At 36.6% G+C, this 24,907-nt stretch carries 21 protein-coding genes and 1 pseudogene; 6 read left to right on the top strand and 16 right to left on the bottom strand.

Going from position 1 to position 24,907, the window contains the following annotated elements; all coding sequences use genetic code 11:
• Positions 1-249: 249 nt before the first annotated feature.
• The 7 genes and pseudogenes from NEOC65_RS05085 to NEOC65_RS09585 form a co-directional block, all read right to left on the bottom strand.
• Positions 250-1,266 (bottom strand): hypothetical protein, encoded by a 1,017-nt coding sequence (locus NEOC65_RS05085; protein WP_213151774.1) that lies wholly within the window; start codon positions 1,264-1,266, stop codon positions 250-252.
• Positions 1,267-1,339: 73 nt separating this feature from the next.
• A complete protein-coding gene (locus tag NEOC65_RS05080) occupies positions 1,340-3,289 on the bottom strand; it encodes a hypothetical protein (protein ID WP_213155971.1) in 1,950 nt (649 codons plus the stop codon).
• Positions 3,290-3,320: 31 nt separating this feature from the next.
• A complete protein-coding gene (locus NEOC65_RS05075) occupies positions 3,321-6,881 on the bottom strand; it encodes a hypothetical protein (protein ID WP_213155970.1) in 3,561 nt (1,186 codons plus the stop codon).
• Between the two features lie 964 nt (positions 6,882-7,845).
• On the bottom strand, positions 7,846-8,352 hold the full coding sequence (locus NEOC65_RS05070) for a helix-turn-helix domain-containing protein (RefSeq protein ID WP_213151764.1): 507 nt from the start codon (positions 8,350-8,352) through the stop codon (positions 7,846-7,848).
• A gap of 426 nt (positions 8,353-8,778) precedes the next feature.
• Complete coding sequence (locus NEOC65_RS05065) at positions 8,779-8,955, bottom strand: hypothetical protein (RefSeq protein WP_213151761.1); 177 nt, start codon at positions 8,953-8,955, stop codon at positions 8,779-8,781.
• Between the two features lie 142 nt (positions 8,956-9,097).
• Positions 9,098-9,247, bottom strand: coding sequence for a hypothetical protein (locus tag NEOC65_RS05060; protein WP_213151759.1), 150 nt, complete (start codon positions 9,245-9,247; stop codon positions 9,098-9,100).
• Between the two features lie 496 nt (positions 9,248-9,743).
• Positions 9,744-9,881 (bottom strand): annotated as a pseudogene (locus tag NEOC65_RS09585) (DUF6444 domain-containing protein); the annotation flags it as partial.
• A gap of 502 nt (positions 9,882-10,383) precedes the next feature.
• On the opposite strand from NEOC65_RS09585, the gene NEOC65_RS05055 reads away from it, so the two are divergent.
• Positions 10,384-11,382, top strand: coding sequence for a phosphatidylglycerol lysyltransferase domain-containing protein (locus tag NEOC65_RS05055; RefSeq protein ID WP_213151757.1), 999 nt, complete (start codon positions 10,384-10,386; stop codon positions 11,380-11,382).
• A gap of 92 nt (positions 11,383-11,474) precedes the next feature.
• Here NEOC65_RS05055 and NEOC65_RS05050 read toward each other — a convergent pair whose 3' ends face one another.
• Positions 11,475-11,984: a DUF2147 domain-containing protein gene (locus NEOC65_RS05050; protein WP_213151755.1), complete on the bottom strand. Its 510-nt coding sequence runs from the start codon at positions 11,982-11,984 to the stop codon at positions 11,475-11,477.
• Between the two features lie 568 nt (positions 11,985-12,552).
• On the opposite strand from NEOC65_RS05050, the gene NEOC65_RS05045 reads away from it, so the two are divergent.
• Complete coding sequence (locus NEOC65_RS05045) at positions 12,553-13,032, top strand: DUF6790 family protein (protein ID WP_213155969.1); 480 nt, start codon at positions 12,553-12,555, stop codon at positions 13,030-13,032.
• A gap of 463 nt (positions 13,033-13,495) precedes the next feature.
• On the opposite strand, the gene NEOC65_RS05040 is transcribed toward NEOC65_RS05045, so the two are convergent.
• On the bottom strand, positions 13,496-14,278 hold the full coding sequence (locus NEOC65_RS05040) for a glycosyltransferase family protein (protein ID WP_213155968.1): 783 nt from the start codon (positions 14,276-14,278) through the stop codon (positions 13,496-13,498).
• 327 nt (positions 14,279-14,605) lie between these two features.
• Positions 14,606-14,965, bottom strand: a complete 360-nt coding sequence (locus NEOC65_RS05035) for a Spx/MgsR family RNA polymerase-binding regulatory protein (protein ID WP_213155967.1) — start codon at positions 14,963-14,965, stop codon at positions 14,606-14,608.
• 105 nt (positions 14,966-15,070) lie between these two features.
• On the opposite strand from NEOC65_RS05035, the gene NEOC65_RS05030 reads away from it, so the two are divergent.
• Positions 15,071-15,751 (top strand): hypothetical protein, encoded by a 681-nt coding sequence (locus tag NEOC65_RS05030; protein ID WP_213155966.1) that lies wholly within the window; start codon positions 15,071-15,073, stop codon positions 15,749-15,751.
• A gap of 107 nt (positions 15,752-15,858) precedes the next feature.
• Here NEOC65_RS05030 and NEOC65_RS05025 read toward each other — a convergent pair whose 3' ends face one another.
• Positions 15,859-17,289 (bottom strand): IS66 family transposase, encoded by a 1,431-nt coding sequence (locus NEOC65_RS05025; protein WP_213155965.1) that lies wholly within the window; start codon positions 17,287-17,289, stop codon positions 15,859-15,861.
• 529 nt (positions 17,290-17,818) lie between these two features.
• Between NEOC65_RS05025 and NEOC65_RS05020 the strand changes: the two genes are divergently transcribed.
• On the top strand, positions 17,819-18,238 hold the full coding sequence (locus NEOC65_RS05020) for a DUF302 domain-containing protein (protein ID WP_213155964.1): 420 nt from the start codon (positions 17,819-17,821) through the stop codon (positions 18,236-18,238).
• Positions 18,235-18,651: a hypothetical protein gene (locus tag NEOC65_RS05015; RefSeq protein ID WP_213155963.1), complete on the top strand. Its 417-nt coding sequence runs from the start codon at positions 18,235-18,237 to the stop codon at positions 18,649-18,651. Before NEOC65_RS05020 ends, NEOC65_RS05015 begins: the two co-directional genes overlap by 4 nt.
• Positions 18,652-18,791: 140 nt before the next feature.
• Here NEOC65_RS05015 and NEOC65_RS05010 read toward each other — a convergent pair whose 3' ends face one another.
• The 4 genes from NEOC65_RS05010 to mgtE form a co-directional block, all read right to left on the bottom strand.
• Complete coding sequence (locus tag NEOC65_RS05010; protein WP_213155962.1) at positions 18,792-19,781, bottom strand: class I SAM-dependent methyltransferase; 990 nt, start codon at positions 19,779-19,781, stop codon at positions 18,792-18,794.
• Positions 19,782-20,204: 423 nt separating this feature from the next.
• A complete protein-coding gene (locus NEOC65_RS05005; RefSeq protein WP_213155961.1) occupies positions 20,205-20,792 on the bottom strand; it encodes a hypothetical protein in 588 nt (195 codons plus the stop codon).
• Between the two features lie 15 nt (positions 20,793-20,807).
• Positions 20,808-21,200, bottom strand: a complete 393-nt coding sequence (locus NEOC65_RS05000; protein ID WP_213151740.1) for a BON domain-containing protein — start codon at positions 21,198-21,200, stop codon at positions 20,808-20,810.
• A 589-nt stretch (positions 21,201-21,789) separates the two neighbouring features.
• Complete coding sequence (gene mgtE, locus NEOC65_RS04995) at positions 21,790-23,166, bottom strand: magnesium transporter (RefSeq protein WP_213155960.1); 1,377 nt, start codon at positions 23,164-23,166, stop codon at positions 21,790-21,792.
• A gap of 560 nt (positions 23,167-23,726) precedes the next feature.
• On the opposite strand from mgtE, the gene NEOC65_RS04990 reads away from it, so the two are divergent.
• Positions 23,727-24,065: a hypothetical protein gene (locus NEOC65_RS04990; protein WP_213155959.1), complete on the top strand. Its 339-nt coding sequence runs from the start codon at positions 23,727-23,729 to the stop codon at positions 24,063-24,065.
• Between the two features lie 339 nt (positions 24,066-24,404).
• Here the strand turns inward: NEOC65_RS04990 and NEOC65_RS04985 are convergent, their stop codons facing one another.
• Complete coding sequence (locus NEOC65_RS04985) at positions 24,405-24,833, bottom strand: Hsp20/alpha crystallin family protein (protein ID WP_213155958.1); 429 nt, start codon at positions 24,831-24,833, stop codon at positions 24,405-24,407.
• Positions 24,834-24,907 lie beyond the last annotated feature (74 nt).

Genomic DNA, 24,907 nt, shown 5'->3' with positions numbered 1-24,907 from the left:
AGTTTTACTTTGGCAAAACACACCTGCAAGCATTTTTGGATAGTAAGGGCCTAGCTACCGAAATATGTTAAAACTGGCAGTCTTAATCCACCTGCCAGTTAGTCCTTCTCTGTCAGTTCAAGCATTGCCTGGAACACATTTAAGGACTTTATCCTTCGCAGACATGCTCCTATCCTCTTTTGAAAAAAAAGCATTACCCGCATTTAGCCTGTCAATAGACTTAGAGGGGCGCTTGCTTAACAAAAAAAACTAGCTACCTGTATCGGCTTCCCCTTTTCTAATTACAGAAATTTTATTTTCACTAAATACATCTTGCAGTTCTCTAACTTTAAATCCAATAGGATATCCACTTAAAGGATCCTCTAGTAGTACTTGTTTCCATTGTGCATATACATTCCACATATTTATATCTTCCGCATCTTTACCAGGTCGAGGAATAGCTCCTTGACTAATATAAGAAATCATAGAGACCTTGGACATTAAGGATTCAGGCTTTTCAACCCCTTCCTTATCACCCTGTCCACTTCCGGTTATATATTTTCCGCAACCTAAAAAGACCGCTCCTAAGACAGCCTCAGCTAACACATAATATTCCCTGGCTTGTTCTTTTAGCGTATTGCTAATCGTAGCATTTCTTCTAAGTACGATAGGATCCATAACTCGGACGTGAGGCAGGGTAATAAAAGAGCCTACTAAATAGATTTGGCTTTCTGTCTCTAGCATATTTTCTATACTATTCGTTACAGTCCCAAGCATACCAGAGGAGAGAAGACTGGATGGAGCATCTTGAGAAAACAGTTGAGAAACAAACCTCTCTATCTTTTTATGCAAATCTGTACCTGTAGTATCCGTCTTTTTAAAAACAAGATGGGACATTTTTTCTGAAAAGAAAGAACGATCGGCAACAATTTTGACTTTGGAATAATGGGGATCAATAGGAAGCATTTCTTCAGTAGAAAAGAAGTTTCGGGACTCATACAGCTTACTTATATTGCTGCATACCTCATTATAGTCTTTCTTAATTTTATTTATCTTAGCGTTTAAAATGTTTAAGTTTGTTTGTTTCTCATTTTTAATAGTTTCTGTCTCAGAGGGAGAATTTGTCACCTTAACTTTTTCGATATTTGCCTTCTCAAGCTCTTCCTCTAAGTTTAAACGGACTTTATTCTTCAGAGGTAATAAAAAATCACTTTTTTTAATAATGCTTCCCAGTGCGTAGCCTAAGTGCATAGGCAGTACATCTCTTTGACTTATGATAGCACTCATATAGGGCTCCCTTAGTTTTTAAAATTTTAAGTGGATTTAATGCGGCCAAGTTGGCCGCCAGAAAGATTAAAATTTATTTAGTTTGTGTGGGTTTTTGAGAAGCCTGGCCTTCATATTGCTTTCCTTTTGTATCTTTTTCAGGTTTCCGCGCTGCTTGGCTTACGCTTGGCTTGCTTTGCTCTGCATCCTTAAAGGAAGGGCTGAGTTCCTCTAATATCTCTTCAATTTCTTTCTGGGTTAATATCTGATAGTTAAACCCAATAGGTATTCCACAGTCACGATCAGTGGTCATTTGGGTAACAAAATTCTCGTAAGCTTCCATCACACTCTGGGTAGAATGAACATTTTGTTTCTCTTTTGAGGAAGTTAATCCGCGATAAGTACTCATCACTGCAACCTGCGCATTTTCCATTTTCATCCGACGCTGTAAGACAGCTATGGCTTTTTCTTTTTCCTTACCAGTAGCCATTATTTCTGCCTCTTCTTCATCTTTTTTGCTCAGTTCAAATTTCGAAGGATTGAGATCCACATGTTTCATAATCTCACGTTCTACAATCTCACCTACAAAAATAGGCATAGCACCTTGCGAAATAATTTCGATAGATACCTTTGTGCCTACTATGCTTCTTAATATATCATTTTCTGCTTGGATTCCATATTGGATGGCATTGGAACTGCCTAGCGATACTCCCCAATCTACGAAATTTCCTCCACCTTTTGCTGCAGTATTGATGCTATGCTCATGGATATTTTCACCCAATTTTCTATTCATTTTTGATTCATTTGAGAAAGTCACAAGAGCGGTGAATGAGCCACCTAATACCGCTTCTGTTAATAAATAAATTTCCTTTGTACCATCCGTTCTCTGTGAAATTCCATATTTCTTAAGCTCATCATTATTGTTTTTATTCATAGCATTCAGAAGAGCTTGCAACTTTCTTTTACTATACTGGAGATCAGTAAAACAGCGGACATGGCGACTGGTAGCCACAGCGTTGATCACTAATACCCCTTCAGCTATACCTTCCTTTTTGATTTGAGCCAAGCGTTCTGAAGTTGCACTAGCCCCAGAAAGGGAAGCGCTACCACCCAACATCAACCATCCTCCATTTGCTGAGATGCTGCTAGCAATAGAGCTATGAGCAATTCTATCATGAATCTCAGAAAGTTCTTGCTCCATATTAATATATTGAGAACTATAGTGAAGGCTGTCAAAGCCTCGCGGTAGAACTTCCATTTGAGATCTAGCCATATCAATAGGTGATAAATCAAGTGTTTGATAAAAATTCTCAAAAGCAGGTATCTCGCCATCTTTTCTCTCTGCCAGCTTTTTACTTAGTGTATCTATAAGATTTTCTGCCGCCGTTATTTGTTCTTCCCAACAGTTATTAAGAGCTTTTGTAACTTCACCTCGGCCTTTTACCTCCTTTCTAGCTTTGATTTTAGCATCTAACATGTCAATTCTTTGTTCAGCAGACTTGATTTGTTCTATAATACTTTCCTCGTTTGCCATTTTTTGCGCATACTCTTCCATTTTTATCAAAGTCTCACCCCTAACGACGCAGCCTAAAGCAAGGCCCGGTTGGAAGGGGATCTTTCCGTTCCCTCCTCCCTTGCCACTAATATGGACTGATACATGCGTATATTTTCCTTCCACACCTTTTTCTGCAATTAAGTGTGTATTTTCAAAAAAGCGCTTAATTTGGCTAACATCCTTCTGAATAATTAATTCTGATGGCATACCTTTTAAAGGAAGCGACAAACTTTTACTTACTACATTGCCTGGAGAATCTAAAAAATGAATAATAGCAGACAGGCCAGTCTGCTTATTGTATAATACCTCAATTTTCTTATCATTAAGCAAAGACTCATACGTGTTAACACATACGCCGTTAGAATCAACTAAAGAAGCCGAGCCAATATTGGTAATGATATTAGCGGTGGAAGGGGTGATATTGTTAGGTCCGTAAAAAATGGGCAGGACAGCCTTGTCAGGTAATGCATTAAAATTAATGATTTGCATACTTAATCCTCCTTAAACTTTTGCATTTTATTTATTGAGCAAGTTTTAGATCTTCGCAGCATTGTTTTTCTAATTCTTTAATATTTTCATCATAAATTTTTATAAACTTTTGACATGCCTCTGCCACTTCGTTTCTCTGGTTGCTTCTCTCTTTTCCAGTAGGCTGGCCGACACCGAGTCCTGAAAAATCTCTTAAAAGTTTAGCGATCTCTTTGTGAGTTTGAATGATGATAGCAAGGTTTCTTTTTCTTTTTTCGGTCTCTTGAAGTTTCTTTTCTTCTTCTTCTTTCTTCCTTTTGATAGCCTCCTTTTTATCTTTTATCTCTTTTAAATTTATTAAATTTTTTAAATTTTGGATCGCATCTTGTAGCTCCTTTTTTCCCTCACAATTTGAATCTTTATTTTCTAAGTCAGATAAATTTTCAGATAAATCTTTTAACTTTTTCATATCCAGGGGCGTATTTATTAGCTCCTTTTTTTCCTGGCAACTTGGAATCTTTTCTATATCCGATGAAACATTGGAAGAGTATCTGCTAATATACTTATCTAGGAGTTGCTCTGGAGAGAGAGCTTGCCATTTAACGAGATAATTTATCATTTGCTTGAGCGCAAACCATGGAACTGTTGTGGTTAGCTGATGTTCTATTTTCCCTTCAAGCTCTTCTAAGCATTTCTCTTTTTCTCTAATTTCATTTTTTGAAGATTGGATGGATTCAGGAAGTATTTGCAAGTAGGGCTTAAAGATGCGGTTAGCCCAAGTATCGATAGACACTTTAATACATTTGCCAAATTTTATCTGCATGTCTCTCCTTTGCATGGCGGGCACATATTGATCTTTAGCAATACATGGAGAGGTTTGCTCATATTTTTCCAAAATTTTTTTTGTCTCATACGCATCATTTATATCGATAAAGTCCACTTGGCTGTTCTCTTGCATGTGATTGATCACTTCCCAGATATTACCTCTCATAGGGGTTTCCTTAAGGAGTTCTTTAATTCGAGTGCCATCTTTAAGTTTATCCACTATTTCTGGAACCACTTGCTCTTGTTTAGTAATCAATAAATAGACGCTAGGATTATCTTGAAGCTTATCTGGGTTAAAAAGACCAGGAAACCTTTCTTTGACTGTATCAATAAGGTCAATAATTGCATTAGCTCGATCTGCTAAAAAAGCATGGATGGACACTACTAACACAATGGCTTTAACCTGCTTGGCTTCTTGCACTGCCAGATCAATGCTTAGATTAGCGAGAATCTCATGGTCTTCTCCTCGCGTATTATTGAATCTGGGACAATCAGCAAGTACAAGGGAAAAAGAATCAGGAACTGCATAAACTTGATTATAAAGAGCTTTAGGCTCACCTAAAGCATGCCCAAGGGTAGGATATTTTTCTTCAGCTTCTTCGTTCTCTTCCTCACGCAACACCTTATCATCAGCATCGTTAGAAAAGGATTTGCTCGCGACACTCAAAAAATAGCTAATCGCCGTACTTTTGCCCGAGCCTGTGTTACCTACGAAGAAGATGACCTCTTTATCTTTTATCTTATCAATGGGCTGATATGCTTCCCGTAATAATTCCAGGGCTTTAGAGACGTTTAAACTTTCCTTTTTGCCTATAAAAGATGCATAATGGGCTTCTTTTACTAATTCCTTCAAAATATCTTCTTTCGGATAGGCTATTTTTAAATGTTGAGAATATTTTTCAGATATATTCGTTAAATGCTCAGCTAAATCTTGTTTTTGGGAAGCCAGCAGCTCCCAATCAACTTCAGTAAGTTGATGTGAGATTAAATTGTCGATCAGTAGCTCTAAAAGATCAGGTTGCTGCACCAGCTTTGTTTGAAGGTCATCGGTTTGTTTTTTTAATTGATTAAGATGAAATAATCTAAGCTTATTTTCATCTTTTTCATCTTTAATACGAACCTGCTTATCAGCGTTCGTTAAATTAATGCCTGAGATAGTTTTTTGTACCCTTCTTCTCACAGCATACATTCCATTTAACTCTGACGGTGTACATGTATAGGTATTCGACTGGATATATTTTTTCTTCCGTCGCTTCAACTCCTGGATTTCAATTTTAGAGACACTATCTTTTTCATAATAAGCACTAAGAACATATTTCTTTTCCTTTGTTTTTCCATCGCTTAGCTCCATCCTGCTAGAGCTACCTGAAGATGAAGCACTGCCATTACTATACTTGGGAAAGCTTATGGAATAAACCCCTGGCTGGAGGTTAATTTTTTCTTGTTGTTCCTGTGTAAGCTCGACTTCAAAAGTTTCTTGGCTTGTTAAAAGGTTATTGTGTATAGCTGACCACAATTTATGATAGTGATTTTCTATTATTGTTACTGCATGAGTATTGGATGCAATGTGAATTTCAGACTGATCGTGCAAATAAAAAATAAGGCTATTGTCACTTTCTTTCCGCAAGCATTTTACAATGCTTCCGGTATAAAGCTCTCCTGTTTCCGGATTAGCCAAATTAAGAGTTTTATTAACAAAGAAGTCAGACCTTTGATCCCAATTGGCTACAATCCCCTCTGGTGGAGGTTTTTTCTCGATTATTTGGCTTAAAAGCATTTTAATGTTCGTGTATATAGTCTCTTTTCCTAATTTATCGTTAATAAAGCTTTCTGTTACACGATTACTCTTCAACATGCTAAGGACACAATTTCGTAACCTTTCCACATTTCTCTGGTTAATACACTTGATAATATTCTTAACGTTATCATTTGGCAGTTTTCTAATTTCGGGAAGTTTAAATAAAACATCTAAAGGCTCCCAAAGAGTATATTCACTCTCTCTTTTTTGATTAGCTAATTGGCTTAGATCATTTCTGACATGTTGAACGATTACCTCAATCTCCTTCTCATCTAGTTTTGAGGCGGACCAATTTATTATTTCTTCATTATATTTTTTCCAGCAAGCCAGCGTATCAGGAGGTAAACACAGTTCGGAAAAATGATTTTCTATGCCTTCATTGGAATCTATGACATCTTGGGAAATTTGCGTCAATTTGTCTATTATATCTTTTAAGAGAAGAGGATTGGCTAAATCTAAAAGGTGCTCGGTGAATTCCCTTAAAGCTTTTTGATAAGAATTTGGAGAGCTTGTCTCTTCAGAATCAACTAACATACCTCCTAATAGTTTACCGCTAACATAAAGCTTATATTCACCTTTGTTTAGCGCAACAATTCTTACGCTTACATTTTTAAAAAAGCTAAAAAATGTTTCGACACTCTGGATAATTATTAGGTCTTTAGGTAAGTTTTTAGGATGAATATAAATAGGCTCACCCCTAACAGGTAAAATGCAAGCCATAACGGTGTTCTTCTTATCACCATAAGTAAATTCAACTATCTGACCATTAGTTGCCGGCAATCTTTGAATATAATTTCCCCCCTTTATCTTATTTTTCCTACCTGCAGTTGGAGTATCTAAACTGCTTTTTGCTAGCTTGCCCACTAAAGCCACTTTTTCGAATTCAAGTGCTGCTTTGCTCCTAGAAGTAGTTTCCTTAGCTAGCATTTTACCTACAGAGGTGGGGTAAAAGCTATTTTGGCTTATTAAATAATTTTGATTAATTGTCATATGCTACCCCTTTTTGTAACTTTTTTTCTCCTAGGCAGTATTATAGTGTCTATTTTTAAACACACATACGCCTTGTATAATTTTTTTATTTTTTGGAGGCCGCAAGATGATAAGGTAAAAGCATGTAGACAAATAAGTACTTTGCCTAATTAACCTTACAGCTCTTCTTTTTAACAACTTTAGCTTAGACATAAACTTTAGAAAAGCATGAAATATGCTCCTAGTTAGGATAAAAACTGTCTGAGCAAATAGAGAAGTTTTAAGAGGAAAATAATAATTTATTACTTTCCAAATAAAATAAAATTTAGAAAAGCAAAAACAATAAGGAAAATGGTAGAAAGCTTTATTTTCGTTCTGGCTATAAGAAAAGCAAGATACTTTGCTATTTTTTTTCTTATCTATAAAAAGAGAGAAATGGTTTATAAGAAATAGTGTAAACAATGCTTTCTTTCTTTTCGCTAGGAAGAAAGCAAGCTTATCAAGTAAATTTTTAGCAAGTGACTCTATAGAATAGCTCACATGATTAAAGTCACTTGCTAGGATAGCCTGAAGTATTTTCATGATCTATCTCTTTGATTTCATAAATTAATATTCAGCTTCCTCCCAACAAATTGTCAACAAAAAATTCGTGTTGATATGGGGATAAAAAAAATTTTCAACTTACTTTTAATCAACTTCTTACGCAATTGATGTAGAAGACAGTTTGTAAGTTATCTATTCTCTTTTCGTTTAACCAAATATTTTTTAATGAGTTACAGCCTGCTTTTCTAACTCAGTGTAACGCTGGTAGGAACGATTAGATTAAAAGTGACTAAGCAAATAAGACCATAAGTTTTTTGAGTGATTAAGCTTAAAGGTTATGGGAAAATAGCGAGAAAGGGTGAATATTAGGTACATTGTTATTCTACTAAGCTTAATGCAACCTTCTACTACCTTTAGATCTTTAGCTTAGAAGATTGATTCTTTAATGCATGGGTGACTTTCGACTTTTTTTAAGTTTTTTTTGTTCCTTAGGATTGGCTTTATAACGCTGAAGGCGACAGGTCAAGGGCGTACAGCTAAAGCGACGTAAAATTCCCCATACACCAGGCAAAGTTAAGTTTTTACCAAACTCTTTTTTTAGGATGAATTGAAGGTCGCTTAAGTGAAATATCTTGAGCAGCTCGCCAGTCCCAGGCCCTTTTTCTACCCGGTCTAAAAAGGCTTTCTCTTGCTCAGGTGTTAACGCTCTTTTTCTTCCAGTTATTATAGGCCTTCTATCTATTAATCCTTCTAAGCTGTGATGATTGTATCTTCTTATCCATTTCTGAATAGCACTTGTACAATAACCTAGAGTTTCTCCTATCTGAGAAGCACTCTCGCCTTCCATCGCCATGGCTACTGCTCTTAATTTAAAGCTATAACTAGCATAGGCTTTCTTTTTTGACAGAGCATTTAATTCCTTAATTGTATGATAAGAAGCTACAAACATGGTTTCCTCCTTTCCAAACCTTTTCTTGTCTTCAATTATTCTTCTTATTTGAATTTAATAAAAGGCTCTTTATATCTTTAACCACTATTACGTACGAAATTTCTTTAAAAATGAAAACAATATAAGCAAAAAAAAGCTTATTATAAGGCATATCTTTATAAACTTATGTAAAGCAATTAAAGGAATAGGTTGCTTGGTACAAGCGGCATGGATAGCATCTGCTAGGAAATCTAGAATAGATTTTCCTTGTCAATAAAGGGCTTAGATACAGCTATGCAGCACCTCCCTCCATCTTTTGCCCTAGATAGACTGGCTGCCTAGGCATAACTTACGAGAAATGACTAGATTTCTTAAAGATTCTTCGGCAGCATTATTGATCATAAAAATAGCAGGATCTCAAGTAAGCACGGAAATGTTTGATCTGCTTTAAAAGCTTGTGGCAAAACTTCCGCAGCTTTTTAGTACTACTCCAGCACTGCAATGCTTGTAATTCTTCTTGTATATAACGCCAATTAAGATAGCCATTCTGCTGCCAAGTAGATTGGCTAATTGTCCTTTTTCTAAACGATGTCTATCTTTAAAAAAGCTCTTGCAAAGCATCATATAGGTTTCCTAAACGCTGCACATCATCTAAAGATATGTTGAATTGTTCTGCTTGCCCTTATATGTTACAGAGCAGATGAGCTAAGCAATATTGTTTGATCTTTACCTTAATTTGATGAATAGCTTTAGCCTTGATCACTCACTAAGCATGAATTCCCTGGCCGACTAATATTTTTAGAGTAGCGCCATTTTGATAAGGTCTTAATGCATAAGCAATCACATTTCCTATACGTAGTAGTAGCAAATGTTTATGAGTGGCGGTGTGACGCCAGCTCGTTGCCTTTAGATGCAAAGGCTACTTTGTAGTAATAGCTGCTTTAACGAGTGTTTCATAAAACGAAAAAAGTAAGGCAGTGGTGCGAGCTTTAACTTTAGAAATAAGGCCTTAGCTTAAAGCTATGTTAGGCAACAAGGCACTAATCATGGTGCGTGCCGCATGATGACCTTGGGCGTTGGCCCATCAGCAGATTAATAAAGGCTTCCAGCCTAGGGCCGAGCAAGAATTGCTCATTTTCTTTAAGTTCAGGCCATGTTTCTAGATGGCAGCAAAGGCATCTGCTCGTTACTAAATCTATTTGATGCACCAAAGGTTTAATTTCAGGAAGTTCGATCTGCTGCCATGAAAAAACCTTATCAATTGCATACCTAGCAAAGCGGCAACATCGACAAAGTTTACACTACGAACTTCATGCGATGTAATCGCATTAGTAGGTAGCAGTTGACGTCTAGCGCCCGCCAGGACGATAAGATCGATTTTATGCTGTAGGTAATGATGAACGATTAGCTTTTTAAGGCGTCGATGGTGGCTTGGAACTATTTTTAGAACTTTGATTAACCTGTTCTTCCAACTGAGCAACGCGCGCTTCAAGCTTGGTGATTACCTTTTCTAATCTATTCATCATGGTTTTTAGCTGAGTATTTTCAGCTCGAAGCTGCGCATTCTCTGTAAATAGCTACTCGTATGATGGCTGCATACTATTCAATATATGATTAAGTAAACATAAACTCTAGAAATTGTTCTACTTATCAGAAAATAATTGATATCCCCCCCCCTTGACTGCTTACAAATTGCTAAAGTAAGCCTTCATCTTAACAATAATTTAGTAATCTTGTGGGATGGCAACTCATGGAGCCAATATCTCCATTAGCCTTCAGTAAGATTTACAAAAAAAAGAAGCTTATAAATGTGGAAGACTTGCAAAACTTTCCTCCTTTTGTATTAAAAGCTAAAATTTGGGTTTATTACTTCCATGCTTCGTTGCTCCCAATCTCCAGATAGCTTTCACGCATTCTAACTCTCTTTTTAAAATTTCTAAAAATTCTTGACACTTCAATTTGATACAAACTTCTTTTACCCAACTAAAATATTACATTGACAATTTCTTTCTTAAAATTTAGGTTGGCAAAAAAAAGCCAAGGATAAGAAAAATGCAGCTTCAAGAATTACCATCTCAACAAAAACTTAGCAGCCCGGAAATAGCGGATTACGTCACACGTTGGGGAGGCTCCCCTTCTATCGCTTTACTTGATCCGCGCTGCCAAATCTTTACCTCTCGCTATGCTGAAGGACTTATTGGTTATCGCCTTGCCGCAGGTGCCGCTTTTGTGTTCGGTGAGCCTGTATGCGATCCTGCTTTAAAAATTTCATTAGCTCTAGAATTTGAAGAGCATTGCAAAAACCATAAAAAAAATATCGTTTATACTCAAGTTTCCCAAGAATTTGGAGATTGGGGGGTACGGCATTATAATGGCGCACTGATTGAAGTGGGACATGACTTTTTTGTAGATCCTCATCTTGATCCTACAGCAGGACGAGATGCAAGGATGTTACGCAAAAAAGTTAAGCATGCCTTAACTGAAGGAACGTCTATTCATGAATACACCTCACCACAAGCAGAACTAGAACAAGCCATGGAACAAGCTAAGCAAACTTGGCTAAAGGGCAGGAAAGGGCCTCAAATCTATCTTTCAAATATTCATCTATTTAATAATCGCTCAGGAAAAAGATGGTTTTATGCTATTAAAGGAAACCGTTTAGTGGGGCAATGCATGTTAAATCAATTAGAAGCAAGAGGTGGCTGGGTCATCAATCTCTTAATGGCCACGCCAGAGGCTTCAGGAGGAACCACTGAGCTCCTTGTCATCTCCATACTAGAACAGTTACGTAAGGAAAATTGTCACTATCTTACCTTTGGTATGGTTCCCTTAGATAAAATTGATCGAATAACCGGCTTAAGTGCTTTTTCTAATTGGTTTACCAAAACGGCTTTTAAAGGTGCTAATTGGATGTTCAAGCTCGATGGCAAAAGAAAATATTGGCAAAAATATAAGCCCTATTACGAAAGCAGCCATCTTCTTTTTACCAATAAAAAATTTATGGCGCGCGATATGTTTGGGCTCATGCGCGCCATGAATGCCAGATTTTAATTAAAGAAAAAGAATTTTTTTAAGAATTGATTCATTAAAAGAGGAGTAGCTAAAGAATTTTCTTTAGCTACTTATAAAAAAGTGCAGATAGCCTATTTTACTTTAGGAATGTTAGGTATAAAGGCAGGCAAGCCAGCTTGCGGGAACAGCTCCCTTAGCTCATCTTCATTAAGAGACAACCATATTTGATTTCTACCAAAACATAGCAATTTTCCCCGCACCACTAGCTTATCGTTTTGACGCCATAGTTCAGCTCCATACACTCTGCCCTTTTCAGGATCTAAAATTTTTCCATTGGTATATCTGTTACCTTTTTGTTGCAGATTCCAAATGATATCTAAGCCTGCATAATAAGGATTACCCAAGACCCCTGGGGCTCTGTCATGAGGATGATCTATAGTATCGGCGATTTCACCTTGCTCATCAAAGGTGGCCACAATACGTCCATAATATTTCCCTTGATATTCATAGATAGCTATGGTGCTTTCTGCCCGGCCGGTTTTCTCATTGATGGTTTTCCAAAAACCTGTAATTTCCTCGCTCGCGAACCCTTGGCAAAGTATCAGTAAAAAAAGCGAGGTAAACAAAAGAAAATTTTTCATATATTCAACTCCAATAGTTTTTTATAATAATTTCAGCAAGCATCTAAAAATATTTGTATGGTTGAGAGCCTAGACTAAGCGCAGGCTAGGAAACAGCATGGATTTGACCATTAACTTTCAACCCGCCTAAATGTTATGGAGGATTCCATCTCAGCAATTACTCGTCTAAGCTAATCCTAATCTATAGGCTATCAAAAGGCTTAATTTGTCATTTTTGATGGGATTTAACATGAAAACTTAATTTAGATAAAAAAATTTTATGTTTTTGGGTAAGGAGAATAGAGCTTCCTCTAGTACCCGCACCTCTTTTTATTTTATAGATAAAACAAAAAGAGAAGAAAAGCAACTTTTTCTACTTTTACTTGGATATTCTAAAAAAATATGGTATGCCTAGATTAGCAAAGCCTCTTTTTTAGAAAGCGAGGAGAAAGAAATTTAGCGTGAAAAGAAGAACGGCTTTAAGGAGCTATAGAAAGGAAAATTTTACAACGAGCAAAAAGAATAGAAATCTTGCCAATCAATTAAAATTAAAGATGGCTTTTGATTTTTACTTGCTTAAGGACCTTAAATGATCGGTTTTATACTTTTTGGAATGGCACTAGTCTTTACCCTTATCCATAAGAGATTAATTAAACAAGCTGAGCTTCGGGAGATTTTACTTTCTTATCTCCTCTTTTTTAATATTGGAATAATGGAACTTATTGCTTTTAGTGGGCATATTTTCAAGTCTGACCAGATTGCAGCTTTAATTGGATGGCCGCCTGGCAGTCCTTTTCAATTGGAAGTAGGTGTAGCTGATCTAGCTTTTGGGTTCTTAGGGATCCTATCCCTCTATTTTCGTGGTTTATTTTGGGTGGCCACAGTGTTAAGCTCTACTATTTTTTTGATGGGTAATTTTTGCATACACATGGCTTCCTATCTCGATCATAATAAAGCTCCTTATAACAGTGGTATTTTAGTATGGTTCGGTAACTTGGTGATACCCATCTGTCTATTAATTCTGCTGAGAAGCTATCTCAAAAACTTTTCTTCCTTGCCTAAATTTTAAAGATCTAAACAGTTAGATAGATGCGTAGGTGCTTAGTCATTATTATCCCTCACACCTTCATGTTTGGAAAAAAGAGTCATAGAGTTTAAGTAAAAAATCTAACTTTCAAGAGAAAAAGAATAAGTTTTCTTTTGGCTGCTGCTTTCTAGAACGGTAGGCAGCTTTGCTTTTATCGGAAAATCATTATAACTATAAAGCTTACCTAAGCTTTCTTTTTTGCCCTCATCCTTGCTTAAAATTGATATAGGACCTTTTTAAAGAGTAAAAAATTGAGTAAGTGGAGCAAAGTCATTAAATGAAAAAGAAACAGTATAAAAAAACTTCTATTCCAGCCTCGATTTAACTAAAATCCACTATTTTTTATCGTTTAAAAGGCTTAGCAAAGACGATATTTTGCTCTTAAAAAGATCCCTATTCTCTATTTGAAAAAGTTATGAGGGTAACCACGCCCCCCAATCGATTATTAGAAAGAAAAGTTAAAATTCATCTCTCTGGTTAAGATCTCCATTATTTTGGCAATATTTCTTTTCCCCTCATCGCCCCACCGATGTAAAATTACTACATCAGAAGAAAATTTTTGATCCGCTGTCCAATTATAGATAGCAGGAAGCGTGGTAAAGGAACCCTGGTGCGAATTTAAAATATGGGCCATTAATTGCTGATCTGAACAAAACAAATGGTTTTGCTTTACGGCAAGGGTTGCCCAATCTTTAATTATCTTAGAATGCCTAGCAAATGCTAGAACTCCCGCGTTGTACATGATTTGACCAGGCGTAATTATTTTTCTATGTAGATTTAATTCTTGAGAAAGTGCATGTTCAGCCACTGCAGCAAAGCCAGCTTCATTTTCACACCCTTCAAATAGAGGCTGCAAAGATCCCCGCACCTGGCAATCTAGATCTAGCCATAGGCTTCTTTTAAAAGGTGACAATAACAAAGCAAAAGGTTTTTTATACCAGGTAAAACGCAAGTCCCATACTTGAGGCTGCATTTTTTCCCATAGGCAAGCTTGTATAGGGTCTATCTGATCCTTTTTGGCCATAAATGTATCGGTTAACTCTAGCTTTATCAACTCCCCACGCTGTTGGCACCAGTTTTTTGCTTGTAAAGACATATCCCCGTAATCTACGAATAATACTGGATGCTCATTATGCTGACGAAAATGTGCCCACCACCAGGGCAGCATCCACTCTAAACGATGGGAAGTACCCACAATCACACCATCTCCTGGCTTCGTAATAAGCATATTTGACCCTCAAAAAATTTTGATATAGCTTTTATAGCTCATAAACTAGAGCCTATTTAAAGAAAACATCAAATAACCTTATCAAGATACAAGCCTACATCCCTCTTTCATAGAGGGAAAGAAGCTATAACTTGGTAGGAGGTAAGCCTTACTCTCTCTAAAGTCAATATTTGCGCAACTAACAAGGATTTTTTCAAAGCTTTCTTAACCCATGGACAAAAATGGATCTACCTACTAAGAAAATTTTTAAGGATGATAGAAGGATAAGGTTAAGAGCAAAATTAATAAATTATCTTAAAATGCATGATGGCAGGACAAAAGCTTAAGCTACCTTAAAAAAACATGCTTCCAATGCTCTTCCTGAAAGCCTACTAAGCCTATGCCATCCCCTAATAAGAAAGGCCGCTTAACAAGCATTCCTTGTGCATGCAATAAGGATAAAGCTTCATTTTGAGGCATATAAGGTAATTTTTGACTCAATTGGAGTTCTTTATAAAGCCTACCAGAAGAATTAAAAAGCTTCTTTGTATCTCCCTTATAATAAGCGAGCATTTTATTTAATTCCTCTAGAGAAGGAGGAGATTGCACGATATCCACTGTTGTATAAGAAAGATCGGCTTTATCTAAAAAGTGTAAAGCTTTCTGGCAGGTAGAACATTTTGTATGCAGATAAACAAGAACAGACATTTTAGGACCCCCTTAAAAAAATCAAAAATTTTATGGTACATTATTTTTATGATCTTTTAAAGTTAGAATTACGTTTTACGCATAAAAAAATCACCTTTGGAGCTAATGAATAAATTAACAAAAATTCCCGCGGAAGAATGGGTAAATGAGTATTTGTCTCATCAAGAATATAAAACCTCGACGACCTTATGTGCCATCATGACTTCATATGGCAGTGATAAAGGGGATAAAAGGCACAACTACACCACTCTGTATGCTAAATTATTCGGCCCTTGGAGGCATAATAACATTAATCTTTTTGAGCTAGGAATTGGGACTAACTATGCAGATATTCCCTACAATATGGGAAAAGAAGGCATCCCGGGAGCTTCGCTCCATGGATGGGCTCTTTTTTTTCCCCAAGCACACATTTTCGGTGCCGATATAGATCAAAGAATTCTATTTCAGACTCCAACAATTAAAACCTATTATTGTGACCAACGTCAGAAAAGCTCTATTCACAATTTGTTTAGCAATGAGGATTTACATGGCCTTCAATTTGATATTATGATCGAGGATGGTTTGCATGAATTTGACGCTAATCTCAATTTTTTGCAACACAGTATTCATAAACTTAAAAAAGGAGGAATATATATTATTGAAGATCTTACCGCTCATTCAAGAGTAGCTTTTATAAAGCTTATCCCTTACCTGAGAAAAGAGTATCAATTAAAATATATAGAAGTAATCCTCATTCCTTCAAAATTAAATCATTTCGATAATGCTTTATTGGTTATCCAAAAATAAGTTTTTTCCCCATCTCCTTATTTCCCCACTTTTACTTTCCTACCCCACCTGAAGTTTATCCGGATAAAAGCTTACTCAGTAAGCGGTCACGGGATATAAAAGGTTTTTTAGATAATAGAAGGTATGGGTTGCTTGGTACGAGCTGCATGGATAGCGTCTGCTAGAAAATCTAGAATAGACTTTCCTTGTCGATAAAGAGTTTCGATACAGCTATGCAGCACTTCCCTCCACCTTTTGCCATAGATAGACTGGCTACCTAGACATAACTTACGTACAATGACTAGATTTCTTAAAGATTCTTCGGCAGCATTATTGGTCATAGGAATAGTAGGATCTGTTAAGTAAGCACGGAAATATTTGATCTGCTTTAAAAGCTTGTGGCAAAACTTCCGCAATTTCTTGGTGCTACTCCAGCACTGCAATTCTTGCAATTCTTCTTGTATATAACGCCAGTTAAGATATCCATACTGCTGCCAGGTAGACTGGCTAATTTGTCCTTTTTCTAGGCGATGCTTATCTTTAAAAAGCTCTTGCAGGGCATCATATAGGTTTCCTAAACATTGTGTGTCCTCTAAAGATATGTTGGGCTGTTCTGCTTGCCCTTGTATATTACGGAGTAGATGAGCTAAACAATACTGTTTGATCTTTACCTTAATTTGATGGATAGCTAAACCTCGATCACTTACTAAGCAATGAATCTGCTGGCCGACTAGCGCCTTTAGAGTAGCGCCATTTTGATAGGGTCTTAATGCATAAGCAATCACATTTCCTACACGTAGTACTAGCAAATGTTCGTTAGTAGCGGCATGACGCCAGCTCGTTGCATCTAAATGCAAAGGCTGCTGTGTAGTAATAGCTGCTTTAACGAGTGTTTCATAAGACGAAACAAGTAAGGCAGCGGTGCGAGCTTTAACTTTAGAAATAAGACCTTGGCTTAAAGCCACGTTAGGCAATAAAGCACTAATCATGGTGCGCACGGCCCGGTGCCCTTGACGATATTGTCCCATCAGCAGATTAATGAAGCCTTCAAGCCTAGGACCAAGCAAGAATTGCTCATTCTCTTCAAGTCCAGGCCGTGTTTCTAGATGGCAGCAAGGGCATCTGCTCGTCACTAAATCGATTTGATGCACCAATGGTTTAATTTCAGGAAGCTCGATCTGCTGCCATGAAAAAACCTTATCAGTCGCCTGCATAGCTGAGCGACAATGTGGGCAAACTTTTATACTACGAACTTCATGCGAGGTAACTGCACTAGCAGGTAGCAGTTGACGACTAGCACCAGGATGATAAGGTCGATTTCCTGCTTTTGGTGTAATTGAACGATTAGCTTTCTGATCAGTCGATGGTGGCTTAGAACTGTTCTTAGAATTCTGATTAAGCTGTGCTTCCAGCTGGGCAATGCGTGCTTCAAGTTTGGTGATTATCTTTTCTAGTCTATTCACTAAAGCTTTTAGCTGCGCATTTTCAGCTCTTAGCTGAATAATCTCAGCCCTTAGCTCTGCATTCTCTTTAAATAGTTGCTCGTATGAGGGTTGCATACTACTCAATATATGATTAAGTAAATATAAACTCTAGAAATTATTTTATTTATCAGAAAATTATTGGCAACCCCCGTGACCGCTTACCTTACTCATTACTTTTTGATATCCTGTACAAACCTATAAATTCAAAAAGGCTTCGCTACCTCCTACTTTTCTTAACTTCATGCCCTTAACCCTATTTCAAATCCAGCTAAAGCACAAATGTATTTATATAAAATAAAGGGAGAAATGGCTACCTCCTAGCTATTGTACGAAGAACCTGCTCAAAAAAGTAAAACATTATTCATGATATAAGGCCGCCTTCTTTAAAGATGTAAATGATTTTTTTATTTTTTTCTTATTCTCCCCATCTTTTATCACTAGCTAGGCCTTATACGTAAGATAAAATAAGCATGAGTAAAAAGCAGGGGCTCTAACACTTATGAATTTCTTTTATCCCATCACTTAAGAAAAACTTTAAATTAAAATTTAATTTTGTCATATTCAACTTAACTTTACAATCTAGGCTGCACCCAGGATTTTCATCATGAGCATCCCTTCCGATCCCTTTATCACCTATTCTAGTGCTGAACCACCTTTAAAAATAATCGAAAAGCTTATCAGCCTTTTTAAGGTTAAAAATGTTGCGTTATTTGCAACTATCGATCATGCAGGAGAAGCTTTAAAAAAAGGATTAAAGTTACCCTATGAACAGCTGCTCATTTTTGGAGACCCTAAAACAGGCACTTTACTCATGCAAGAAAATCCTGCGATTGGGATAGAACTGCCTCTAAAAATTCTTGTATGGCAAGACGATAACGGCCTTACTCAAATTGGTTATAAAGATCCTACTTATTTAGCAGCCAACTATGGGATAAAAGAAAACCTTCAAATTCTACAAAAAATGAACGAAGCCCTTAACAGCTGGGTAAAAATAGCAATTCAACAAGATAAGGAAATTGTATGACCACAAATAAAATTAATAAGCCTGAAATAGACAAGGCATTGAAAGGAAATTGGAAAGTGATAGGCTGCCAGCTTAATGGTCTTTGGTTACCCTCCGCTATATTTGAGAACTTTATCTATAGCTTCCCTGATGTGGAACATTTTAAATTAGCCTGGGGTGACTTAACTTTTCCCAACTATGTAGGAGGCTTTCCTAAAAGTGATAAGGGAAAAATATCCATTAATGTTAATTTTCAACCCTACCAGATAGATTTAATTCCTCATTCGGGGCCTTTTGCCGAAAAAGCTTTTAAAGGTATATTCGAACTCGACCATGATATCCTAAAGGCAAATTTTGCTTTTCCAGAGATAGACAGACCTCACTTTTTCTCTGCTAAGCAAGGACATGTTTATGAAATCTGGCAAAGAATGTAAATAGAAGGGCTCTTTTTGCCTCAATAAAAACGTTTTCAAAAGTTAAAAAATGTTTTTTTACCCCTAGTAAATTAAAAATTAGGACTACTTTTTGTCGAGAAAATTACAGTAAAAAGATGGATCAAAAAATATGCGTTTATTTACGGAGAGAAAGGAGTAATTTTCCAGCAACGATGAATTTTAGGATCATGAAAATCTAAAGGCAAAGTTTTAGCAGAGATGTCGATAATCGAACAAGTGCTAAAAAGGCTTTTATCAAAAACAAAGTTGCGCGAATTAGTGCTGAAAAATATTACTCCTTTTTTGCAAAGAAGTTTAATAGCTTTAGACAATAGGTCCACATAATCGATTTGGATATCAAACATTTCCAGCATTTTTTTCGAGCGCGAGATAGTGGGAGGATCGATAATAATAACGTCGTATTTATTGCCGGTACGGCTTTCGTGGCTTAGAAATTTTAAGCAATCCTCACGAATAATAGGATTCTTTTTCAATGAAAGAGCATTAAGTTCGAAGTTGTCAGCTCCCCAGGCAGTGTAAGTGTTCGACATATCCACGCTTTTTGTAAGAGTTGCTCCAGCTATCGCCGCATGGACACTGAAAGCGCAAGTATAGGCAAAGAGATTTAAAACCCTTTTGCCTGGACAGGCTGCCGCCACTATTTGGCGAGTCTCCCGATGATCTAGAAAAAGCCCTGTATCCAGGTAATCGCGAAGATTAATTTTAAACTTCACCCCATATTCATGCCCGATAAAATACTCTTTAGTGCTCCCCTTCTTTTCATATTGCTCCAATTTTTGTCGCCGCACGCGTGTGCGCCAATAGATCAAATCAGGGGTCATACCAAAAAGAGAGCTTAAGGTTTGTTCGACTTCTTCCTTTAATTCAGCCGAAGGTTCAGGAGCTTCTCTCGTGCGAGAAAAATAATGTACACAAAACCTTCCTGCATAAAAATCGATCGCTAAAGGATAATGTCTTATTTCACAATCATAAATGCGAAAGCAATCCGTAGTCGTGCGTTTTGCCCATTTGCGAATATGACGGTAATTCTTTCTAAGGCGATTTTTAAAAGGGGAAGTTTTATCCTCTCCATCTGCTATGGAGAGAAGATATAAGGCGACTTCATTCATTACCATTATCCTATTCATATTTTTTAGAGAAAATTGCTTTAGAAGGGCTATTAAAAAATCGATAGATTTTGTAAAAATATCTGATGATACTAGAATTTTTTAAAGTTTAAGGAAAGCTTTTTAATAGAGATCTCTTTTTAAACCATTAATTTTTGGGGCGAAAAAAACCTTCTCTAAAATCTTACTTGCTGCCGTAAGAGCTTAGAAGAGTCTAGTTACTTGCCTGCCAATAATTACAAGGAAACAACGTAAGAAATGATCAGTATTTAGAGATAGAGTACCATGAAGAGAACGGTAGAAAAGAGAATAGAGGCACAATAATCTGCCTTTTAATAAGGTCTTTAGTAACTTTTACTTTGCTATCCTAATTTTTAAGAAAAAAACTACTCAGGGGTGTATTAAAGCACCCCTGAAGATCGATTTTTAAAGTTTGCTTTCCGATGTCTCGTTTGTGGTAGAGATATCTTTAGCTCCTTCATTTTTCATGATCTCGTAAGCACGATTCAATTCTTCGCGGGTATCAGTCTGAGCACTGATTAAAATATTGCCAGCCTTTAAGCCAGCTTCATATCTTTTTGCTTCATTTTCTGGAATTCCTGCACCCACAATAGCTCCTACCAAAAGGCCTAAGCCTCCTCCTACAGCCGAACCACTTAAAGCAGCCATAATCGGGCCAGCAGCAATAAGAGCGCCTAGTCCGGGGATAGCTAGAGTGCCGATTCCAGCCAGCAATCCTAAAGAACCACCAAGCACACCACCTGCCGCAGCTCCTACTGCTCCCATTTCAGAAGCTTTGGAACCCGTGCTGCTAGAAGGGATATCTTTATCAGCCGTTCTTGCCAAGTCTCCCTCCCTACCTTCACCATACCTATTGGATGTAGCTGTCGGCTGATTTTGATCAGGAGAAAGGATAGAAATATCCTTATTATGAAATCCGGCAGATAAAAGTTGTGATACAATTTGTTGAGCCTGAGCTTCATTGCTAGCTAAGCCAAAAACTACTTTTTTCATAACAGCCTCCATAAATTAATATTTTTTTCCGGTTATTTCTAGTTGATTTTCTATTTTTTTTATTCCAGGAATCTCTTTGGTTTTTCCAATAATAATTTCCCTTTCTTCTAAAGTGGCAATAGGGCCTCGTAAAGTTACCACTCCATCAATTGTGATAATTCTAATATTCTTTGCATTCATAGACAAAGAATCATCTTTCACTATAGCCTGACGAATTTTTTGGGTAATGGTACGATCTGCTTCACTTTCCGATTGATCTAATGGAGTTTTTTCTACTGCATGGCGATCAGCTTTTTCTCTTAAATAATCTGACTGCTCCCCTTTGGAGGAAGAAGGGACAGATTTATCTTTGCCACCACAAGAAATAAAAGCTAAAGATAACAGCATCATTAAAAAAATCTTTTTCATAGAGACCTCCTAAAAGTTAACCATAAATTTATGAATAGAAACTTATATACAAATCTTAATTTCAATCTAACGTGGTGGCATTATCTAAAAACACACCCAGTAGAATAAAAATTTTCCTCGCAAGATCAAATTAACAACAGGGCACACTGTTACCTATCGAACGCCATTTTTAGCCCTAACTTTAGTATCAGGAAATGGCAGGATAGGGAACGCTTCAATAAAAAAATAAACTAACAAAAACTCTTTAGAGTAAAGCCTCAAGCTATATTACTTCAGCTTTTAGCACTTTACTCACTTATTCTTTTAAATTTATAAAAGTATAGTTGTGTCGGCACAGCTCTTTTGTTATTAAAGTCCTTATTTAATTAAGGTTTTTTCCCGTGCTTTAACCTTTAAAATATTTTCTCTTAATTTTTAAGTTTATCAATTAGGCTGTATGAGATATACAATCTATCTTAAAGTAATTTTTGTCTACAGTAAATGTTGCTTCCTTGGTTAAACAAATGCTTTTTCAAAAAACAAATTAACAGATTAGAAAATCAGAAAAAACGCTCTAAAAGAGGCTTAAACTCATTCTCTTTAAAATTATTCATAATAATGAGCCTTTAAGTATTACCATCGCCAAGGTAAAATAGATGATAATTCCTACTACATCTACAATGGTAGCCACTAAGGGAGCTGAAGAGGTAGCGGGATCAAATCCTAGACGGCGTAAAACAAAAGGCAACATAGCTCCTGAAAGGGATCCCCACAAAACAACGCCTATTAAAGAAAAAAAGATAGTCACAGCCATTAAAAACCAATGTTCACCATATACATGCCCTAAAGTTCCCCATAGCGAAACCCGAATAAAGCCTACCACTCCTAATACTAAGCCTAGGGAGGCGCCTAAAAGAAATTCTCCCCGCATAATATTCCACCAATCTTTAAGCTTTACTTCACCTAAAGCCATTGCGCGAATAATAAGGGTAGAAGATTGCGAGCCAGCATTTCCCCCGCTGGAAATTATCAAAGGAAGAAATAAAGCTAAAACGACGGCTCTTGAAATTTGATTTTCGAAGAAACTCATGGCTGTAGCTGTAAACATTTCGCCTACAAATAATATGACCAACCAGCGCGCTCTTTTTTTTATCAATTCAAAAAAAGGCGTCTCCAGGTAAGGCTCATCGAGAGCATCGCTTCCTCCAATTTTATGGACTTCGTTAGTATTCTCTTCAGAAGCTAATCGCAAAATATCATCAATGGTGACAATGCCTAGTAAAGCTCCTTCATCATTTACAACGGGTAAAGCCACGCGATTATATTCTTTAAATATATTAATGGCCTCTTCAGCCGCCTCATGAACGGATAAAGCTAAAAACTTTTGATCCGTGATTTGAGCAATTTTATACTCTTTAGGGTGGAAAAGTATCTCTTTAAGCCTTAAATCGTCAATCAAGATGCCTGCATCATCCACCACATAGATAACATCAATCGTTTCACTATCTCTTCCATACTCGCGAATATAATCAAAAACCTGCTCTATACTCCAATTCATCTTGACTGCTATATAATCCGTAGTGATCAGCCGTCCTACGCTATCTTCTGGATAGCCTAACAAGGTTAAAGTTTCAAGGCGTTGCTCGGCGGGCAAAAGTTTTAAATAATCTTCCACTACCTGCTGAGGTAGTTCTTCTAAAAGAGCGGTACGATCGTCAGATCGCATTGCTGTTAGCATGCTCGCAACTTGCGTGGAAGATAAGGAGCGCAAAATTTGCTTTTTATGCTTATCGGAAAGGTAATCAAACGTTTCAGCTGCTTGTTGAGGAGATAGCAAAGTAAACACAAATAACCGATCGGACATAGTTTTTTTTTCTATCAGATCGGCTATTTCAAACCCTGAAAGAGATTTTAAACTTTCCTGCAATTCTTGGTTTTTTTTATCTTTAATTAAATGATTAAGACAAGTTAAAGGTAAGACTTTCATAAAAAAACCTTTTTCTACTCTTTGCTAGGCTTTCATTCATAGCCTATGAATGATTATCTTCACAATTTATTTCTCGGCCTTACCCACCTTAAGATCCCCAAATAAAAAGCCTTTTAGTTGCTATAATCTTCATATAAAAGAGTTACAAGTTTGCTCTCGTTTATCTATAAGGGCTTGATAAAAATAATTAAATTTCCAATCAATCTGACATGCAACAAAAAAAAACGAATAAAAAAACTTCTTACAGCTTATTTTTCAAAGTTAACTTAAAGGATAAAACTTAAAGAAGAGCTTGCTGGGTAAGCTTTCTTAAAGGCAACTTAAGGAAGATAAATAAAAAGAATAATTTTTATTTTCCAGCAAGCCAATAAAAAAGGATTCTTGGATGAAAAAGCATCCTATCCGCGAGCCTCTCCTATTCTTTCTATTGTATGCAGGTTTAAGAGGTTGCATAAAAAATTTAAATGGGCCTAAAAAGCTGCTAATGATATTTATGTGTAGATAAAATAAATTTTAAGTTATTTTGAGGTTAACACTCATAATTTTTTTAAAGAGGTCTTATGAATATAAGCTTTAATCGTTGCTGGGGTTTTTATCTTTTCATTTTATGGGGAATTTTATTACCTCTTCAGGCTGATCCTAGTGATCAAGGCAAGCCTACTCCTTCGCAATATCCTCCACCCACTTCTAAGAAATCGCAAGCTTATATACCTCCATCTGCCGATCAAAATTATAATAACACGGCAGACCCTTCTGCTAATCCCAGCAATGCTCCCTCTTCTAATCCTCCTGGCTTTTATGGTGGGTTTTATGGGTCACCCCCACCCCCTACAGCTAAACAGTCATTTCCAGATAAAGCGGCAGCAGACGAGCTTTATAAGTATATTCGGAGCAGGTGAGCTTTAATTAATGTTCGCTTGCCATTTTAAGCTTGAAGTGGATGAAAACCAGCAAGAAGTAAGAATCAGGTATAAAGATTTTTATCTTACTTGAGATAAAAGTAGATTTTAGCTGAATCTGACAGCCAATTCACAGATTTTTCTTCCTATCGCGCCATCTTTTTTACAGAAAAGGGACTTAAAATGCTTTTTCATGAAGAAAAAAGCCAATTGGAGAAATGAAATCATTCTAGGAGAAGCTGAGTATGCTTAAAATTACTCAGCCTGCTCCATTAGCTTTATTTTAAGATTTCGGTGGGGTAGAAGGTAATATGTTTTTACCTCCCCCCTCATTGTTATTTATTTTTCGCTTTTAATAGAGATTCGCTTAGCTTCCGAAGACTTCGCTTTTTGAAAGCTAACCTGCAAAACACCATTTCTATAAGAGGCTTGAGGTTCTTCACGATCATTAACTTGGTCGGGAAGAGCTACGCTATAAGAAAATGAACGCATGGACCTTCTATAAAATTTTTTATCCCTATCACTTTCTTCTTCTTTTTTTTCGCCTTTAATCCACAGAACACCTTTATTCAAATTAATTTCAATGTCTTCCGGATTTAAACCAGGCATAGCGGCTTCTACGACAATGTTGTTATTTTTGTCCTCATAAATGGTAAGGTCTTGATCTCTTTCCTCACCATAAAATTGCTCAAGCTCTCGCGTAAGATTTTTTGGAAAACGGAATAAGGGGTCACGATTGAAAATGGAAGGGAATAGATTAAAAGACATTTTATACCTCCTTAAAATCAGTTATAGGATTAAACGAACGATATAAATCAATACCTTTTTAACACATCTATTGA

The organism is Neochlamydia sp. AcF65, from assembly GCF_018342435.1.
Lineage (GTDB): Bacteria > Chlamydiota > Chlamydiia > Chlamydiales > Parachlamydiaceae > Neochlamydia.
The sequence above is the reverse complement of the archived record's forward strand: the minus strand, read 5'-3'. Positions and strand labels throughout refer to the sequence as shown.

Excerpts from the sequence above, each read along its gene's own strand:
- NEOC65_RS05085 (WP_213151774.1), bottom strand. The coding sequence starts at position 1,266 with ATGAGTGCTATCATAAGTCAAAGAGATGTACTGCCTATGCACTTAGGC.
- NEOC65_RS05080 (WP_213155971.1), bottom strand. The coding sequence starts at position 3,289 with ATGCAAATCATTAATTTTAATGCATTACCTGACAAGGCTGTCCTGCCC.
- NEOC65_RS05075 (WP_213155970.1), bottom strand. The coding sequence starts at position 6,881 with ATGACAATTAATCAAAATTATTTAATAAGCCAAAATAGCTTTTACCCC.
- NEOC65_RS05070 (WP_213151764.1), bottom strand. The coding sequence starts at position 8,352 with ATGTTTGTAGCTTCTTATCATACAATTAAGGAATTAAATGCTCTGTCA.
- NEOC65_RS05065 (WP_213151761.1), bottom strand. The coding sequence starts at position 8,955 with ATGATGCTTTGCAAGAGCTTTTTTAAAGATAGACATCGTTTAGAAAAA.
- NEOC65_RS05055 (WP_213151757.1), top strand. The coding sequence starts at position 10,384 with ATGCAGCTTCAAGAATTACCATCTCAACAAAAACTTAGCAGCCCGGAA.
- NEOC65_RS05050 (WP_213151755.1), bottom strand. The coding sequence starts at position 11,984 with ATGAAAAATTTTCTTTTGTTTACCTCGCTTTTTTTACTGATACTTTGC.
- NEOC65_RS05045 (WP_213155969.1), top strand. The coding sequence starts at position 12,553 with ATGATCGGTTTTATACTTTTTGGAATGGCACTAGTCTTTACCCTTATC.
- NEOC65_RS05040 (WP_213155968.1), bottom strand. The coding sequence starts at position 14,278 with ATGCTTATTACGAAGCCAGGAGATGGTGTGATTGTGGGTACTTCCCAT.
- NEOC65_RS05035 (WP_213155967.1), bottom strand. The coding sequence starts at position 14,965 with ATGTCTGTTCTTGTTTATCTGCATACAAAATGTTCTACCTGCCAGAAA.
- NEOC65_RS05030 (WP_213155966.1), top strand. The coding sequence starts at position 15,071 with ATGAATAAATTAACAAAAATTCCCGCGGAAGAATGGGTAAATGAGTAT.
- NEOC65_RS05025 (WP_213155965.1), bottom strand. The coding sequence starts at position 17,289 with ATGCAACCCTCATACGAGCAACTATTTAAAGAGAATGCAGAGCTAAGG.
- NEOC65_RS05020 (WP_213155964.1), top strand. The coding sequence starts at position 17,819 with ATGAGCATCCCTTCCGATCCCTTTATCACCTATTCTAGTGCTGAACCA.
- NEOC65_RS05015 (WP_213155963.1), top strand. The coding sequence starts at position 18,235 with ATGACCACAAATAAAATTAATAAGCCTGAAATAGACAAGGCATTGAAA.
- NEOC65_RS05010 (WP_213155962.1), bottom strand. The coding sequence starts at position 19,781 with ATGAATGAAGTCGCCTTATATCTTCTCTCCATAGCAGATGGAGAGGAT.
- NEOC65_RS05005 (WP_213155961.1), bottom strand. The coding sequence starts at position 20,792 with ATGAAAAAAGTAGTTTTTGGCTTAGCTAGCAATGAAGCTCAGGCTCAA.
- NEOC65_RS05000 (WP_213151740.1), bottom strand. The coding sequence starts at position 21,200 with ATGAAAAAGATTTTTTTAATGATGCTGTTATCTTTAGCTTTTATTTCT.
- mgtE (WP_213155960.1), bottom strand. The coding sequence starts at position 23,166 with ATGAAAGTCTTACCTTTAACTTGTCTTAATCATTTAATTAAAGATAAA.
- NEOC65_RS04990 (WP_213155959.1), top strand. The coding sequence starts at position 23,727 with ATGAATATAAGCTTTAATCGTTGCTGGGGTTTTTATCTTTTCATTTTA.
- NEOC65_RS04985 (WP_213155958.1), bottom strand. The coding sequence starts at position 24,833 with ATGTCTTTTAATCTATTCCCTTCCATTTTCAATCGTGACCCCTTATTC.